11 protein-coding genes are annotated in these 14,687 nt (G+C 68.1%); 2 read left to right on the forward strand and 9 right to left on the reverse strand.

Annotated elements, in window-relative coordinates; all coding sequences use genetic code 11:
• Window positions 1–23: 23 nt before the first annotated feature.
• Window positions 24–458, reverse strand: a complete 435-nt coding sequence (locus tag AC3WUT_RS20670; protein WP_492348965.1) for an acyl-CoA thioesterase — start codon at window positions 456–458, stop codon at window positions 24–26.
• Between the two features lie 143 nt (window positions 459–601).
• Here AC3WUT_RS20670 and AC3WUT_RS20675 point away from each other — a divergent pair, with 143 nt between their 5' ends.
• The gene (locus AC3WUT_RS20675; RefSeq protein ID WP_492348966.1) at window positions 602–1,864 is read left to right on the forward strand and encodes a M20/M25/M40 family metallo-hydrolase; all 1,263 of its coding nucleotides are present in this window, start codon (window positions 602–604) and stop codon (window positions 1,862–1,864) included.
• 201 nt (window positions 1,865–2,065) lie between these two features.
• The gene (locus AC3WUT_RS20680; RefSeq protein WP_492348967.1) at window positions 2,066–2,782 is read left to right on the forward strand and encodes an NYN domain-containing protein; all 717 of its coding nucleotides are present in this window, start codon (window positions 2,066–2,068) and stop codon (window positions 2,780–2,782) included.
• A gap of 65 nt (window positions 2,783–2,847) precedes the next feature.
• Here the strand turns inward: AC3WUT_RS20680 and AC3WUT_RS20685 are convergent, their stop codons facing one another.
• The 8 genes from AC3WUT_RS20685 to AC3WUT_RS20720 form a co-directional block, all read right to left on the reverse strand.
• Window positions 2,848–4,050, reverse strand: coding sequence for an acetate/propionate family kinase (locus tag AC3WUT_RS20685; RefSeq protein WP_492348968.1), 1,203 nt, complete (start codon window positions 4,048–4,050; stop codon window positions 2,848–2,850).
• 8 nt (window positions 4,051–4,058) lie between these two features.
• Window positions 4,059–5,492 carry a bifunctional enoyl-CoA hydratase/phosphate acetyltransferase gene (locus AC3WUT_RS20690; protein ID WP_492348969.1) on the reverse strand — a complete coding sequence of 478 codons (1,434 nt, stop codon included), beginning with the start codon at window positions 5,490–5,492 and terminating at the stop codon, window positions 4,059–4,061.
• Window positions 5,493–5,619: 127 nt separating this feature from the next.
• Window positions 5,620–6,744 carry an ABC transporter permease gene (locus AC3WUT_RS20695; protein WP_492348970.1) on the reverse strand — a complete coding sequence of 375 codons (1,125 nt, stop codon included), beginning with the start codon at window positions 6,742–6,744 and terminating at the stop codon, window positions 5,620–5,622.
• Between the two features lie 3 nt (window positions 6,745–6,747).
• Window positions 6,748–9,492 carry a ribosome-associated ATPase/putative transporter RbbA gene (gene rbbA / locus AC3WUT_RS20700; protein ID WP_492348971.1) on the reverse strand — a complete coding sequence of 915 codons (2,745 nt, stop codon included), beginning with the start codon at window positions 9,490–9,492 and terminating at the stop codon, window positions 6,748–6,750.
• Window positions 9,489–10,559: an HlyD family secretion protein gene (locus tag AC3WUT_RS20705; protein ID WP_492348972.1), complete on the reverse strand. Its 1,071-nt coding sequence runs from the start codon at window positions 10,557–10,559 to the stop codon at window positions 9,489–9,491. The genes rbbA and AC3WUT_RS20705 overlap by 4 nt, the downstream gene beginning before the upstream one ends.
• A gap of 29 nt (window positions 10,560–10,588) precedes the next feature.
• Window positions 10,589–12,082: an efflux transporter outer membrane subunit gene (locus tag AC3WUT_RS20710; RefSeq protein ID WP_492348973.1), complete on the reverse strand. Its 1,494-nt coding sequence runs from the start codon at window positions 12,080–12,082 to the stop codon at window positions 10,589–10,591.
• 7 nt (window positions 12,083–12,089) lie between these two features.
• Complete coding sequence (gene fabI, locus AC3WUT_RS20715) at window positions 12,090–12,857, reverse strand: enoyl-ACP reductase FabI (protein WP_492348974.1); 768 nt, start codon at window positions 12,855–12,857, stop codon at window positions 12,090–12,092.
• Window positions 12,858–14,618 (reverse strand): PHA/PHB synthase family protein, encoded by a 1,761-nt coding sequence (locus tag AC3WUT_RS20720; protein ID WP_492348975.1) that lies wholly within the window; start codon window positions 14,616–14,618, stop codon window positions 12,858–12,860.
• Window positions 14,619–14,687: the final 69 nt, after the last annotated feature.

Consider the following 14,687-nt stretch of genomic DNA (forward strand, 5'->3'; position numbering starts at 1 on the left):
GGCTGGATCAAGAAGCCGTGAGGTCAGGCCTGGGCGGCGGCCAGCCGCGCCAGGAAGGCCTCGGGCACCAGGGTCACCTTCTTGTCGACCCGGCCCACAAACACCACCCCGATCTTGCCGCGGGCCACCTCGCGGCCCGAGTCGCGCTCGGTCATGCGGAACACCAGGTCGAAGCCATAGCGGTTGAAGTCTTCGGGCAGCATCTCGACCTGCATGGTTTCGCCGTGAAAACCCTCGGATTTGTACTGGGCCACGATGTCGCCCACCACGATGCTCAGCCCCTCCACCCCCGACTCGCGGTAGCCCAGCCATTTGAAAAAGCGCACGCGTGCCTCGGACACCAGGGTCAGCAACTGTGCGTTGTCGAGGTGACCGCCCTGATTGACGTGGCTGATGTAGATTTGGATGTCGGTCGAGAAAAGGAAGCGCTCGGGCAGCGTGAACTGGATGCGGGGCATGTCGGGGGGCAGGGGGTGTATGGATTCGGGTTGATATTGTGCCCTTGGGCTGCTGTCACCTGGGCGAGCAGCCAGTCCCCTCGGGCTGGCTATAGTTTGCGCACCGCTGTCTCAAACCCTCATTGACTGCCAGGAGATTCCCCATGCCCTTCCGTCTTTCCCAACCCGCCCGCTGGCTGAGCGCTCTTTGTTTGGCTGCTGGCTCCATCGGGGCGCTTGCCGCCCCTGATGCGACCCTGAAGGCGGCGGCCGAAAAAGCCCAGCCGGCCGTGATCGAGAGCCTCCGTGAGATGGTGATGATCGAATCGGGCAGCTCGGATGTGGCGGGCCTGGCCCGCATGGCGGCGTTCACCGAGCAGCGGCTGCAGGCCCTGGGCTTCAAGACCGAGCGCCGCAAGACCACGGCGGGCGCTGGGGCCGACATCGTGATCGGCACCCTGCAGGGCACGGGGCGCAAGCACCTGATGCTGCAGGCGCACATGGACACGGTTTACCAGCCCGGCATCCTCAAGACCCAGGCCTACAAGGTGGAGGGTGGCCGCATCTATGGCCCGGGCATTGCTGATGACAAGGGCGGCATCGCGGTCATCCTGCATTCACTGGCTTTGCTGCGTGAGCGGGGCTGGACCGACTACGCCACCCTGACCGTGCTGTTCAACCCCGACGAAGAGGTGGGCTCGATCGGTTCGGGCGAGACCATTGCCACCCTGGGTGCGCAGCAGGATGTGGTGCTGTCCTTCGAGCCCACGGCCGCCAAGGCCGTGGCGCGCCAGGAGGGGCTGCTGCTGGGGGCTGCCGGCACGGCCACCGTGACCCTGCAGGTCAAGGGCAAAGCTTCGCACGCCGGTGCAGCCCCCGAGCTGGGCCGTAACGCCTTGATCGAACTGTCGAACCAACTGGTGCAGACCCGCGACATCGCCAAGAGCGTGCCCGGCGCCCAACTGAACTGGACCACCTCGCAGTCGGGCACGGTGCGCAACCAGATTCCCGAACTGGCCACCGCGGGCGCCGATGTGCGCACCACCCAGCCTGGTGCGGCAGAAGCCTTGAACGAAAAGCTGCAGGCGGCCGTGCAACGCAACAAGGTGGTGCCCGACACCGAGACCACCGTCACCATGACCATCGGGCGCCCGCCCTACCTGGCTTCTGCCACCGGTCGGGCCGTGGCCCAGCGTGCCCAAGGCATCTACGCTGAGCTGGATGGCCGCCCTTTGGCCCTGGTTGACATGGTGGGTGCGGCCACCGATGCCGGCTTTGCCAGCCGCTCGGGCAAGGCGGCCGTGGTCGAGAGTTTTGGCCTGGCCGGTTTCGGCTACCACGCCCGGGACGAGTACATCGAGGTCGACTCCATCGTGCCCCGCCTGTACCTGACCACCCGGCTGCTGATGGACCTGGGCCAGCCTTGAGGTCTCTACATCAATGGGATCCGATGTGCCTCATGGCTCATGGCTCATGGCTAGGGGCAGTGGGCTGAGGCTGGATGAGCGGCGGTCTTTGCACTGTTCTGGCCCGTACAGATCACAGGCGGACCGCTAAAATGGCTTCCTACAATCCCCTCGCGGTGTCATTTGGTTGACTCAGGCTTGGGGCGAAAAGGCCACCGCAAGGTGGCTTTTTCATGGGTGGATTCCAAAGTGTCTCGAACAACGATCTACGTCGACGGCTTCAACCTGTATTACTCGCGACTCAAAGGCACACCTTACAAATGGCTCGATGTGGCCGCTCTGTTCAGAGATCGCATCGTCCAGATTCAGGACCCCTCTGCGGTCGTCGACACGATCAAATTTTTCACTGCGCCCATCAAAGCATCCTATGCCCGGCATGGTGAGGCGTCGGCTCAGGCGCAAACCCAATACCACCGCGCATTGCGAGCCCGCCATCCGCAGTTGCTGGAATTCATCCAGGGGTTTCATGTCTTTGAGCCCACGGCATTGCCCCGGTACGAACCGGGGCAGGCACCCGACAAGAACGATGTGTTGCCAGTCTGGATGATTGAGGAGAAGCAGACGGATGTGAACATGGCCCTGCACATCTATCGCGATGCGGTGTTGGGGCAGAGTGAGCAATTGGTGATTTGTTCGAACGACAGCGATCTGGAGCCCGCATTGCGCAGGGTGCGCGCAGATGTTCCTGCGGTCAAAATTGGGTTGGTGATGCCTTTGCGTGAGCCGAGTGCAGGCACGGGCAAGGTGCCCAACAAAAGATTGACGGACTTGGCTCACTGGGTTCGCCGATACATCCGGGACGATGAATTGGCGCAAGCGCAAATGCCCATCAACGTGCCTACACGCAAGAAGCCCGCCAGCAAGCCTGCGCATTGGTGATTCGATCAGGGTCACGCGGGCTTCACCCGCACGCCAGAATCCATGCCTGCTTTGACATCTGTGAGCTACCTGCCATCGCTGTCAACCGCCAACCCCACCAGCCGGGCCGCCGCCCGGGCCGCCACCCATTCCTCGTTGGCCGGCTCGACGGCCACCCGCACCGCGCTGTCGGGCGCCGAGATGCAGGCCTGGTGGGCCTGGTTGGCGGCGTTGTCCAGGCGCAGACCCAGAAAGCCCAGTTGCTGGCAGATGCGCGAACGGATCTCGGCGTTGTGTTCCCCCACGCCGGCGGTGAAGACCAGCAGGTCCAGCCCGCCCTGCACGGCCACCAGGGCACCGATCTCGCGCACGATGCGCCGCACATAGAGGTCAAGCGCGGCGCGGGCACGCTCATTGCCGGCCTCGTGGGCCAGCAGCACACGCGGATCGGAGGACAGGCCCGACACCCCCAGCAGGCCCGACTCGTGGTACAGCACATGGGCGACCTGCTGCAGGCTCAGTTTCTCGATTTCCATCAGGTAGATCACCGCGCCAGGGTCGAGCGCGCCACAGCGCGTGCCCATCATCAGGCCATCCAGGGCCGAGAAGCCCATGGTGGTGGCCACGCTTTTCAGATCGTTCAGAGCGCACAGGCTGGCGCCGGAGCCCAGGTGGGCCACCACGGTGCGGCCATGGGCCACAGCGCCGTGGCGCTCGGGCAGCACCAGGGCCTGGTAGGCGTACGACAGGCCATGAAAGCCGTAGCGGCGCAGCCCCCGCTCCCAGGCCGCATAGGGCAGGGGCAACATCTGCTCGACCTGGGGCAGGGTGTGGTGAAAGGCCGTGTCAAAGCAGGCCACCTGCAGCAACTGGGGCTGGCGCTCCAGCAGGGCCTCGATGGCCTCCAGGGCAAAGGGCTGGTGCAGTGGTGCCAGCGGAATGTACTCGCGCAGGTCGGCCAGCACCTGGGTGTTCACCGCCACCGGCTCGAAGTACTTGGACCCGCCATGCACCACCCGGTGCGCCACCGCCGCCAGGTGTTGCGCGCCGGGCTGGGCCAGCACGCGGCGCTCAATGTGTTCGAGGGCTGCGTGGTAGGGCTGGGTCGGGTCCAGGCTCAGGCCCACCGGTGGCTGACCGGTTTCACTGTGGGTGGCCTGGGGGCCGCCAATGCCTTCGATCTTGCCGCCCCAGACCGGACTGCGCGGCAGAGGCGGCCGGCTGGCGTCGAAGAGGGCGAACTTGATGCTCGACGAGCCGCAGTTCAGGACCAGGATGTGCGTGTTCATGGTGCTCCTCAGGGGGGGGTGGCACGGTAGCGGTGGGCCAGCAGTACGGCAATCGCGCACGAGCTGATGCGGCTTTCGCGCGAGTCGGCCCGGCTGGTCAGCACGATGGGCACGCGCGCGCCCAGCACGATGCCGGCACTGGCGGCGCCGCCCAGGTACTCCAGCTGCTTGGCCAGCATGTTGCCGCTTTCGAGGTCGGGCACCACCAGCACATCGGCACGTCCGGCCACCTCGGACTGGATGCCCTTGATGTGGGCCGCCGCGGCCGAGACCGCGTTGTCAAAGGCCAGCGGGCCATCAAGCAGGGCGCCGCTGATCTGGCCTCGGTCGGCCATCTTGCACAGGGCGGCGGCGTCCAGCGTGGCCGGCATGGCGGGGTTGACCGTTTCCACCGCGGCCAGGATGGCCACCCGCGGCTGGGCCACACCGATGGCGTGGGCCAGTTCGATGGCATTGCGCACGATGTCGGCCTTGGCGTCCAGGCCGGGGGCGATGTTGATGGCCGCGTCGGTGATGATGAAGGGTCGCGGGTAGGCCGGGGTCTGCATCAGAAAGCAGTGGCTGATGCGGCGCTTGGTGCGCAGGCCGTGCTCGGCCGACACCACGGCGGCCATGAGTTCGTCGGTGTGCAGGCTGCCCTTCATCAGGGCTTCGGCCTGGCCCTGCCGAACCAGCTCGACCGCGCGGTCGGCCGCGGCATGGCTGTGCGGCACGTCTTCGATGAGCAGGCCGTCCAGGCTCAGGCCGGCTTCGGCGGCCACTGACGCCAGGCGCGCACGGGGCGCCACCAGCACGGGGGTGATCAGGCCGGCGGCCTGCGCATCGAGGGCGGCGGACAGGCTCAGGGCGTCGCAGGGGTGGACCACGGCCATGCGGATCGGGCCCAGCGGGCGGGCTTCGGCCAGCAGGCGGCGTGGGCCGTCGTTGCCGGCGCTCAGGTGCACCTCGGGCAGGGTGCTGCGCGGGCGCGACACCGATTCGGTGGGGGCGATCACCTGCGCTTCGCCACGGATCACGGTCACCCCGTCCTGATTGACGCAGCTGCAGGCCAGCTTGAGGCGGCGCTTGGTCTCCTCGCGCTCGGTCACCGTGACCTGCACGTCCAGCGTGTCGCCGATGCGCACCGGGGCCATGAACTGCAGGGTCTGGCCGAGGTAGATGGTGCCTGGCCCGGGCAGTCGCGTGCCCAGCACGGCCGAGATCAGCGCGCCGCCCAGCATGCCGTGGGCGATCACGCCATGAAAGCGCGAAGCGGCGGCGTAATCGGCGTCCAGGTGCTGCGGGTTCACGTCGCCCGACAGGATGGCGAAGAGCTGGATGTCCTCGGCCGTGAGCTGGCGACGGATCGATTCGGAGTCGCCCACGGCGATCTCGTCAAAGGTGCGGTTGCGCACCGTCTGCAGCGCCTCCAAGGGCGCGGGCGAAAGGGTCTCTGGCGGCATGGATCGTTCCTCTTTGAAGGCGTTTCGACAGGATAGGTCAGCGTCGGGGGCTGAGGCTCAGCGGGTATCGGTGGGCTGCATGACCGGGTTGTGACAGGGTCTCCGACGGCATCAGAGCCTCAGGCGTTCATGCCATCTGGCTGATGGTGTTGCGAAAGCGGGCCAGCGCAGCGCTGAACAGCACACTGCCGATCACCGCAATGGCCAGCAGTGCCGGCCACACCACATCGAGGCCGGCGCCCCGGTACAGGATGGCCTGGGCCACGGTCACGAAGTGGGTGGTGGGGGCCGCCTGCATCAGGTCCTGCACCAGGCGGGGCATGCTTTCGCGTGGCGTCATGCCGCCCGACAGCAGTTCCAGGGGCAGCAGCACCAGCACCAGCAGCATGCCGAACTGAGGCATCGAGCGGGCCACCGTGGCCAGGAAGATGCCCATCGAGGTGGTGGCGAACAAGTGCAGCGCCACCGCCAGCATGAACAACGCCAGCGAGCCTTGGATGGGCACGTGCAATGCCCCTTGCACCACGAAGATCAGCGCGATCAGCGCCGCACTCCACACCACCAGGCCCATGGCCCAGACCTTGGCCAGCATGATCTCCAGCGGGCGCACGGGCATCACCAGCAGATGCTCGATGGTGCCGTGCTCGCGCTCGCGGATCAGGGCTGCACCGGTCAGGATGATGGACAGCATGGTGACGTTGTTGATGATCTCCATCAGCGAGCCGAACCACGACTGCTCCAGGTTGGGGTTGAAGCGCGTGTGCACATTCAGCTCGACCGGCAGCCGGGTTGGCGTCCGGTAGCGGTGCACGAACTCGGTCACCTCGTCGGACACCATCTGCTGGATGTAGCTGCTGCCCGTGAAGGCCTGGCTCATGCGCGTGGCGTCCACATTGAGCTGCACCCGCGGCGCCTTGCCGGCCAGCACATCGGCCTGGAAGTCCGGTGGGATGTCCAGCACAAAGGTGTAGTCGCCGCTGTCCATGCCCGCATCCATCTCGGTCAGGGTCAGCAGGCGCGGCGTGTTGAAGTGTGGCGGGTAGAAGGCCTGCGCAATGCGCCCCGACAGTGGCGAGCCGTCTTCGTCGACGATCGCGATGGCGGCGTTGTGCAGCGTCTCGGGCATGGCCGTGGCGGCCACGTAGATCGACAGCGTGAAGGTGTAGGCGATCAGCACCAGCATCATCGGGTCGCGGATCAGGCTCCACAGCTCTTTCACGCCCAGGCGATAGATGTTCTTGAGTCGACTCATGGCTCAGCTCTCCTGCTTTCTCAGCAGCGCCACGGCCAGGCCCAGGATCACCGGGATCGAGGCCGCCAGCGGCCAGAATGAACCGGTCAGCGCCCCCAGGTCCAGCGCCTTGCTGAACACACCGCGGCTGATGGTCAGAAAGTGGGTGGCCGGGTACACCGCCCCGATCAGGGCGCCTGTGCCCTCCAGTGAGGACACCGGGTTGAGCAGGCCGGCAAACTGCACGCAGGGGATCAGGGTGCCGATCATGGTCACGAACATGGCCGCGATCTGGCTGCGCGTGAAGGTCGAGGCCAGCAGACCGAAGCCCGTGGCGCTGATCACGAACAGCAAGGCAGCCAGCGTGAGCGTGGCCACACTGCCCTTCACCGGCACCCCGAACACGGTGGCGGCCAGCACGGTCATGAGGGCGAAATTGAACATCGCCAGCCCCACATAGGGCAGTTGCTTGCCCAGCAGAAACTCCATGCGCGTGACGGGCGTAACGTACAGGTTGATGATCGAGCCCAGCTCTTTCTCGCGCACCACCGACAGGGCCGTCAGCATGGCCGGGATCATCATCAGCAGCATCGGGATCACCGCCGGCACCATGGCGGGCAGGCTTTTCACATCGGGGTTGTAGCGGTAGCGGGTTTCGATCTGGCTGGCGGCGGCCAGGCGCACGCCCAGGCGCTGTTCGGCCTGCTCGGCGATCCAGCCCATGTGCAGGGCCTGCACATAGCCGCGCACGGTCTCGGCGCGGGTGGGCATGGCGCCGTCCACCCAGGCCCCCACGCTCACGGTCTGGCCGCGCTCCAGGTCGCGGGCAAAGCCGGGTGGGATCTCGATGGCCACGGCCAGCTCGCCGCTGCGCAGGCGGCGGTCCAGTTCGGCATCGCTGGTGATGGGGGGGCGTTCGATGAAGTAGCGCGAGCCCGACAGGTTGAGGGCGTAGTTCTGGCTCAGCACCGTCTGGTCGCGGTCCAGCACCGCGTAAGACAGGTCTTCCACGTCCAGGCTGATGCCATAGCCGATGATGAACATCAGGATGGCCGTGCCCAGCAAGGCCAGGGTGGCGCGCACGGGGTCGCGCTGCAGTTCCAGGGCCTCGCGCAGCGAATAGCTCAGGGCCCGGGCCAGGCTGAAGCGCTTGCGCCGTGCCGGTGTGCCGGAATGGGTGGGCACCGCTGTTTCAGGGGCGGTCGCTGCGGGTGCGGTGGCCTGGGGGGCGGCCTCGTCGCCGGTGGCCTCGCGCAGGTAACTGATGAAAGCGGCCTCCAGGGTGGCCGCACCGCGCTGGCGCACGATGGCCGCCGGCGTGTCGCTGACCAGCACTCGGCCCGCATGCATCAGCGAGATGCGGTCGCAGCGCTCGGCCTCGTTCATGAAATGGGTCGAAATGAAGATGGTGACCCCGTCCTGGCGGGCCAGGTCGATCATCAGCTGCCAGAACAGGTCGCGGGCCACCGGGTCCACGCCCGAGGTGGGCTCGTCCAGGATCAGCAGCTCGGGCTGGTGCACCATGGCCACCGCCAGCGACAGGCGCTGGCGCATGCCCAGGGGCAGGTTCTCGGGCAGGCTGCCCACCACCTCGCTGAGGCTGAAGCGCTGCACCATGTGCGCCACACGCCCGGCCACCTCGGACTCGGGCACACCGAACAGGCGTGCATGCAGCACCAGGTTCTGTTCGACCGTGAGCTCGCTGTACAGCGAGAAGGCCTGCGACATATAGCCCACGCGCCGACGAATCGCCAGGTCGTTGGGGTTGACGGTCTGGCCGAACAGCAAGGCCTGCCCCTCGGTGGCACTGAGCAGCCCGGTCAGCATCTTCATGGTGGTCGACTTGCCGCAGCCGTTCGAGCCCAGAAAGCCGAAGATCTCACCGCGCCGGATGCGGAAGTCCACATGGTCCACCGCCACAAAATCGCCAAAGCGCATGGTCAGGCCCTGGGCTTCGATGGCGATGTTGTGATCGGCCGCCGCGTCCAGCGGCGGCACCTGCACGGCCTGGTGACCGCGGCGGCGCTCTTCGGGCAGCAGGGCAATGAAGGCGGCCTCCAGGGTGTCGGCGCCGGCCTGCTGGCGCAGTTCGGGGGCACTGCCCGTGGCCAGCACTTTGCCTGCATCCATGGCCACCAGCCAGTCGAAGCGCTCGGCCTCTTCCATGTAGGCGGTGGCCACGATCACGCTCATGCTCGGGCGTTCGGTGCGGATGCGGTCGATCAGGTCCCAGAACTGGCTGCGCGACAGCGGGTCCACGCCCGTGGTGGGTTCATCCAGGATCAGCAGGTCGGGGTCGTGGATCAGCGCGCAGCACAGGCCCAGCTTCTGCTTCATGCCGCCCGACAGCTTGCCGGCCGGTCGGCTCAGGAAGGGCGACAGCCCGGTGCTGGCGGTGAGGCTGTCGATGCGGCGGCGGCGCTCGGCCGGGCTGTGGCCGAACAGGCGGCCGAAGAACTGCAGGTTTTCCTCCACCGACAAGGTGGGGTAGAGGTTCTTGCCCAGGCCCTGCGGCATGTAGGCGATGCGCGGGCACACGGCATCGCGGTGGGCGCTGCTGGCCATGTCGCCGCCCAGGGTCTCGACCCGACCTTGCTGCACCGCGCGGGCGCCGGCCAGCAGCGACAGCAGGCTGGACTTGCCCACGCCGTCGGGGCCGATCAGGCCCACGCGGCAGCCCGCAGGCAGGCTCAGCGTGATGTTGTCCAGGGCCAGGGTGGCCCCGTGGCGCAGGCTCACCGCGTGGAGGCTGGCGCAGGCTTCACTCACTGGGGCACCTTCACGGCCAGTTCAGCGGGCCATTCGGCCTGGGGGTCGAGCTTGAGCCAGGCCACACCGGGCAGGCCGGTCTTGACCTGCTGCAGATGGCGGCGCAGCAGCTCGCGGTCGATCTGGGCCTTCACCTTGAACATCAGCTTCTGGCGCTCGCTGGCGGTCTCGACCGTCTTGGGCGTGAACTGGGCGGTGGCCGCCACATACGACACCTTGGCCGGGATCACGTACTGCGGCGCGGCATCCAGTACCAGGTGCACCTCGCTGCCCACGGCCAGGCGACCGGCCACGGTCTCGGGCACGAAAAAGCCCATGTTCACCTCGGACAGGTCCACCAGGTTCAGCACCTTGCCACCCGCGCCCAGCACCTCGCCGGGCTGGGCCACGCGGTACTGCACGCGGCCGGCGCGCGGGGCTACCAGGGTGCCGTCGTCGATCTCGGTCTGGATGCGGGCCACGGTGGCGTCACCGGCCACGACGGCGGCATGGGCGCTGCCCACCTGCGAGCGGGCGGCGGCGATGGCGCTCTGGGCCGCGGCCAGTTGGGCGCGGGCGGCGGCCACGGCGGCCGTGGCGCTGCGGGCGCGGGCCCGGTCGTCGTCCAGTTCCTGCTGCGAGGCGGCGCCGTCGCGGCTCAGGTCGGTGGAGCGCGCCAGGCGGCGCTGGGCATTGTCCAGGTCAGCTTCGCGGGCGGCCACGGCCGCTTGGGCGGCGGCGGCATCGCTTTCGCGCATGGCCACCTGGGCTTCGGCGCTGGCCACACCGGTCACGGCCTGGCGCTGGCGCGCCCGGGCTTCGTCGCGCTGGGCCTCCAGGCTCTGCATCTGCATGTGGGCCAGCGGCTGGTTGGCGCTGACCAGATCGCCTTCGCCGACCAGGATGTCGAGCACCCGGCCCGGGGTCTTGGTGGCAATGTCGATCTCGGTGGCCTCGATGCGCCCATTGCCGCTCACAAAGCCCGGCCCGGGGCCGGTGGCGCGCAGGTGGGTCCAGCCATAGGCCCCGGCGGCCAGGGCCAGGGCCAGAACAGCAGCGATGGGGAGAAGGGAAGAAGGCTTTTTCATGGTGTGGCTCGGCTCCGGCAGGCGGGTGCTCAGGGTTGTGCGGTGGCGGTCTTGGCGGGGCTGGCGGTCGTGCTTGGGCTGGCGTCTGCCGCCGCCAGCGTGCCGCCGCCCAGGGCGGCGTACAGCAGCACGCGGCTGGCCATGGCGGCCCGGCGGGCCTGCACCAGTTGCTGCCCGGCTGCCAGCAGATCGCGCTGGGCGTCCAGGACCTCGAGAAAGGCTGCCGACCCGGCGTCAAAGCGGCGCTCGGACAGGCGGGCGCGCTCGGTCTGGGCCTGCAGAGCGGCCTCGGCGATGCGCACCTGCTGGGCCAGCGCATGGCTGGCAGACAGGGCGTCGTTCACCTCGCGGAAGGCGTTCTGGATGCTTTTCTCGTACTGCGCCACGGCCTCGATCTGGCGCGCCTGCTGCAGGCTCAGGTTGTTTTCGCGCCGGCCTCCGTCAAACAGCGGCAGGTTCAGGCTGGGGGCAAACAGCCAAGCCTTGCTGGCGCCCCGGAACAGGCCATCGAAATCCGTGCTGGTGGTGCCCAGGACGGTGGTCAGGGTCAGGCTGGGGTAGAAGGCGGCGCGGGCTGCGCCCACCTGGGCATGGGCGGCGCGCAGTTGGTGTTCGGCGGCCACGATGTCGGGCCGGGCCTGCAGCAGTTCGGAGGGCAGGCCGCTGCGCAGTTGGGCCACCGGGCTTTGTCGGCTCAGGGCGTCGGCGCGCTCGGGCAGGTCCAGGGGGGTGCCCACCAGGGCGATCAGGGTCTGGGCCTGGGCGGCACGGGCCTGCTCCAACTGCACCACCAGGGCCTGCGCCTGCGTCAGCAGGGTCTGCACCTGGGTCAGTTGCAGGCGCGAGCTCGCCCCCATGGCCACGCGGCGCGTGAAGATGCGCAGGCTCTCGGCGCGGCTGGCCTCGGCCTGGCGTGCCAGGGCCAGGCGTTCGTCCAGTTCACCCAGGGCCAGATGGGCCTGGGCCACCTGGGCCATCAGGCTGAGCTCGGCGCCCCGTCGGGCCTGCTCGGCTGCTTCGGCATTCTGGGCCGCGGCATCCTGCAACTGACCCAGGCGGTTCCACAGATCCACCTCCCAGCTCACGAAGCCCAGGCCCAGGCTGGCCCCGCTGGCTTGCACGGTGCTGCCCAGCGGGTTGATGCCGGCCGGCAGGTGCACCCGGCTGTTGCCGGCCATGCCCACCACCGAGGGCAGGCTGGCCGCATGTTGCAAGCCCCAGGCGGCCTGGGCCTGTTGCACCCGGGCAGCCGCGATGCGCAGATCGCGGTTGTTCGCCAGGGCCTGGGTGATCAGGGCCTGCAGCGCCGGGTCGGTGAAGAAGCTGTGCCAGGCCAGGGTGGGGGCGGCCGGGCCTTCGGGGGCACTGGCCTCGGCGTAAACACCGGCCACCGGGGCCGTGGGCAAAGCCAGTGGGGCGGGCGTGTGGGCGCAGGCGCCCAGCAACAGGCTGCCGGCCAGTGCAATGGACCCAGTGCTCAGCCGGGGCCGGGTGCTGCAAGCGGGGTTGGAAAGTGATCGCATCGGAAGCTCAGCCCATGATGTGGACGCCAGCGTCGACGTACAGCGTGTCGCCGGTGATGGCGCGGCCGCCGTCGCTGGCCAGAAAGGTGCACAGGGCGCCGACTTCATCGAGGCCCACCAGGCGGCGCAGCGGTGAGCGTGCCGTGGCCTGGCTCATCAGCTGGTCGAAATGGGCGATGCCCGAGGCGGCGCGGGTGGCCAAGGGGCCGGGCGAGACCGCGTTCACGCGGATGCCTCGCGGGCCGAGTTCGGTGGCCAGGTAGCGCACGCTGGATTCGAGGGCGGCCTTGACCGGGCCCATCAGGCCGTAGTTGGCCACCACCTCGTCGGCGCCCAGGTAGCTCATGGTCAGCAGCGTGCCGCCCTGGTGCATCAGGGGCTCGGCCAGGCGCGCCATGCGGATGAAGGAGTGGCAAGAGATGTCCATGGCACGCGCAAAGCCCTCGCGTGAGCAATCGACCACCCGGCCGTGCAGGTCGGCCATGGGGGCGAAGGCGATTGAGTGCAGCACGAAATCGAGCTGCCCCCACTCTCGCCCCAGGGTGTCGAACAGGGCTTCCAGCTGACCGGGCTGCTCCACATCGAGTGGCGCGCGGATCGCTGCCTGAAGCTGGTCGGCCAGCGGCTCGACATGGGGGCGGGCCTTGTCGTTGAGCCAGGTCACGGCGACCTCGGCCCCGGCGTCGCGGAAAGCCCGGGCGCAACCCCAGGCGATGCTGTGTTCATTGGCGATGCCGACCACCAGGCCGCGCTTGCCTTGCAGAGGGGGCGTCATTCACTTCTCCATCACGTAGTGGCCGGGGGCGGCGTACAGCACCGGGTGTTCGGGGGCGCCGAGGGCGGGTGGCGCGACCGGGGCGCCTGAATGGGCTCCCAGCCAGTCACGCCAGGCCGGCCACCACGAGCCCTCGACCTGGGGCGCCTGGGCGAGCCAGGTGTCGGCACTCAGGGCGGCGCCGTCGGCGCTGCGGGTCAGGCACTGGTAATGGCGGTGGGCGTGGCCCGGCGGGCTGACGATGCCGGCGTTGTGGCCGCCATTGGTCAGCACGAAGCTGATCTCTGCCGGGCTCAGGTGGTGCAGCTTGTAGACCGAGCGCCAGGGGGCCACGTGGTCGGTCACGGTGCCCACCATGAACACGGGCAGGCGCAGGCTGGTCAACGACACGGGGTGGCCTTGGACCTGGTAGCGACCGGCGGCCAGGTCGTTGTTCAGGAACAGTTGGCGCAGGTACTGCGAGTGCATGCGTGCGGGCATGCGGGTGGCGTCGGCGTTCCAGGCCATCAGGTCGTTCATGGCGGGGCGTTCACCCAGCATGTACTCGTTGATCAGGCGCGACCACAGCAGGTCGTTCGAGCGCAGCATCTGGAAGGCGCCGGCCATCTGGCCTGCGCTCAAGGTGCCGGTCTGCGCCATCTGGGCCTCCAGCAGGCTGAGCTGGCTTTCGTCGATGAACAGACCCAGCTCGCCGGGCTCGCTGAAATCGGTCTGGGCCGCAAACAGCGTCATCGAGGCCAGCTCATCGCGGCCGTCGCGCGCCAGGGCTGCGGCCGCGATGGCCAGCAGGGTGCCGCCCAGGCAGTAACCGGTCGCATGCACCTTCTGCGCCGGGCAGATGGCTTGCACGGCTTTCAGGGCGGCCTCGAAGCCCAGCTCGATGTAGTCGTCCATGGCCAGGTCGCGCTCGGCCTCGGTCGGGTTCTTCCAGGAGATGCAGAACACGGTGTGACCTTGGTCCAGCAGGTAGCGGATCAAGGAGTTGTCGGGCGACAGGTCCAGGATGTAGTACTTCATGATCCAGGCTGGCACGATCAGCACCGGCTCGGGATGCACCTGGGCCGTGGTGGGGCGGTACTGGATCAGCTCGATCAGGCGGTTTTGCAACACCACCTCACCCGGGGTGCAGGCCAGGTCGCGTCCCACCTCGAAGGCCTCGGTGCCGGCCGCCGGCTCATGCGTGCTGGCCCGCTTCAGGTCGTCCTGGGCGAACGAAGCGCCGCGCAGCAGGTTCAGCCCATGCTCCTGCAGGGTGCGCTGCAACACCACCGGGTTGGCCGGCAGCAGGTTGCCGGGCGAGAACATGTCCAGCCATTGCCGGGTGCCGAAGGCCACCAGATCGGCGTGGTGCTTTTCCACGCCCCAGACCTCGCTGGTGGCCTGTTGCCACCATTGCTCGTTCAGCAGAAAACCCTGGTGCAGCAGGTTGAAGGGAAAGCGCAACCATTCCGGGTCGGCAAAACGGCGGTCACGTGCCGGCGGCTCGATGCATTGGCGGGCCGGACCGGGGCCGGCCATCAGGCACTCGGTGGCATAGCGGGCGAACTGCTCACCCTGCTGCCAGGCCAACTGGGCCAGGGCCAGGCGCTTGCCGGGCGACAGTGTCAGGTGCATGGCCCAGTCCAGACCGGCCAGCCAGGGCGCGGCCAGCGACATCGAACCACTGTGGCGTGCCAGGGCGGCATGAAAAGCCGCATCCAGTGCGGCGGCAGCCTGGTCGGTGGCGGGGGCTGCTGGGGCGGTGGAATCGGGTGTGCTCATGGTGAACGGGCTCTTCCGTTGGTTGGATGGGATTGACTCTAGGCAAGTCTCATCTGATCGGTCATGACC

This window comes from Curvibacter sp. EU05-FHT14A10 (genome assembly GCF_058791075.1).

What these genes read in the sequence shown, in the direction of transcription:
- AC3WUT_RS20670 (WP_492348965.1), bottom strand. Translation starts at nt 458, where the DNA reads ATGCCCCGCATCCAGTTCACGCTGCCCGAGCGCTTCCTTTTCTCGACC.
- AC3WUT_RS20675 (WP_492348966.1), top strand. Translation starts at nt 602, where the DNA reads ATGCCCTTCCGTCTTTCCCAACCCGCCCGCTGGCTGAGCGCTCTTTGT.
- AC3WUT_RS20685 (WP_492348968.1), bottom strand. Translation starts at nt 4,050, where the DNA reads ATGAACACGCACATCCTGGTCCTGAACTGCGGCTCGTCGAGCATCAAG.
- AC3WUT_RS20690 (WP_492348969.1), bottom strand. Translation starts at nt 5,492, where the DNA reads ATGCCGCCAGAGACCCTTTCGCCCGCGCCCTTGGAGGCGCTGCAGACG.
- AC3WUT_RS20695 (WP_492348970.1), bottom strand. Translation starts at nt 6,744, where the DNA reads ATGAGTCGACTCAAGAACATCTATCGCCTGGGCGTGAAAGAGCTGTGG.
- AC3WUT_RS20705 (WP_492348972.1), bottom strand. Translation starts at nt 10,559, where the DNA reads ATGAAAAAGCCTTCTTCCCTTCTCCCCATCGCTGCTGTTCTGGCCCTG.
- AC3WUT_RS20710 (WP_492348973.1), bottom strand. Translation starts at nt 12,082, where the DNA reads ATGCGATCACTTTCCAACCCCGCTTGCAGCACCCGGCCCCGGCTGAGC.
- fabI (WP_492348974.1), bottom strand. Translation starts at nt 12,857, where the DNA reads ATGACGCCCCCTCTGCAAGGCAAGCGCGGCCTGGTGGTCGGCATCGCC.
- AC3WUT_RS20720 (WP_492348975.1), bottom strand. Translation starts at nt 14,618, where the DNA reads ATGAGCACACCCGATTCCACCGCCCCAGCAGCCCCCGCCACCGACCAG.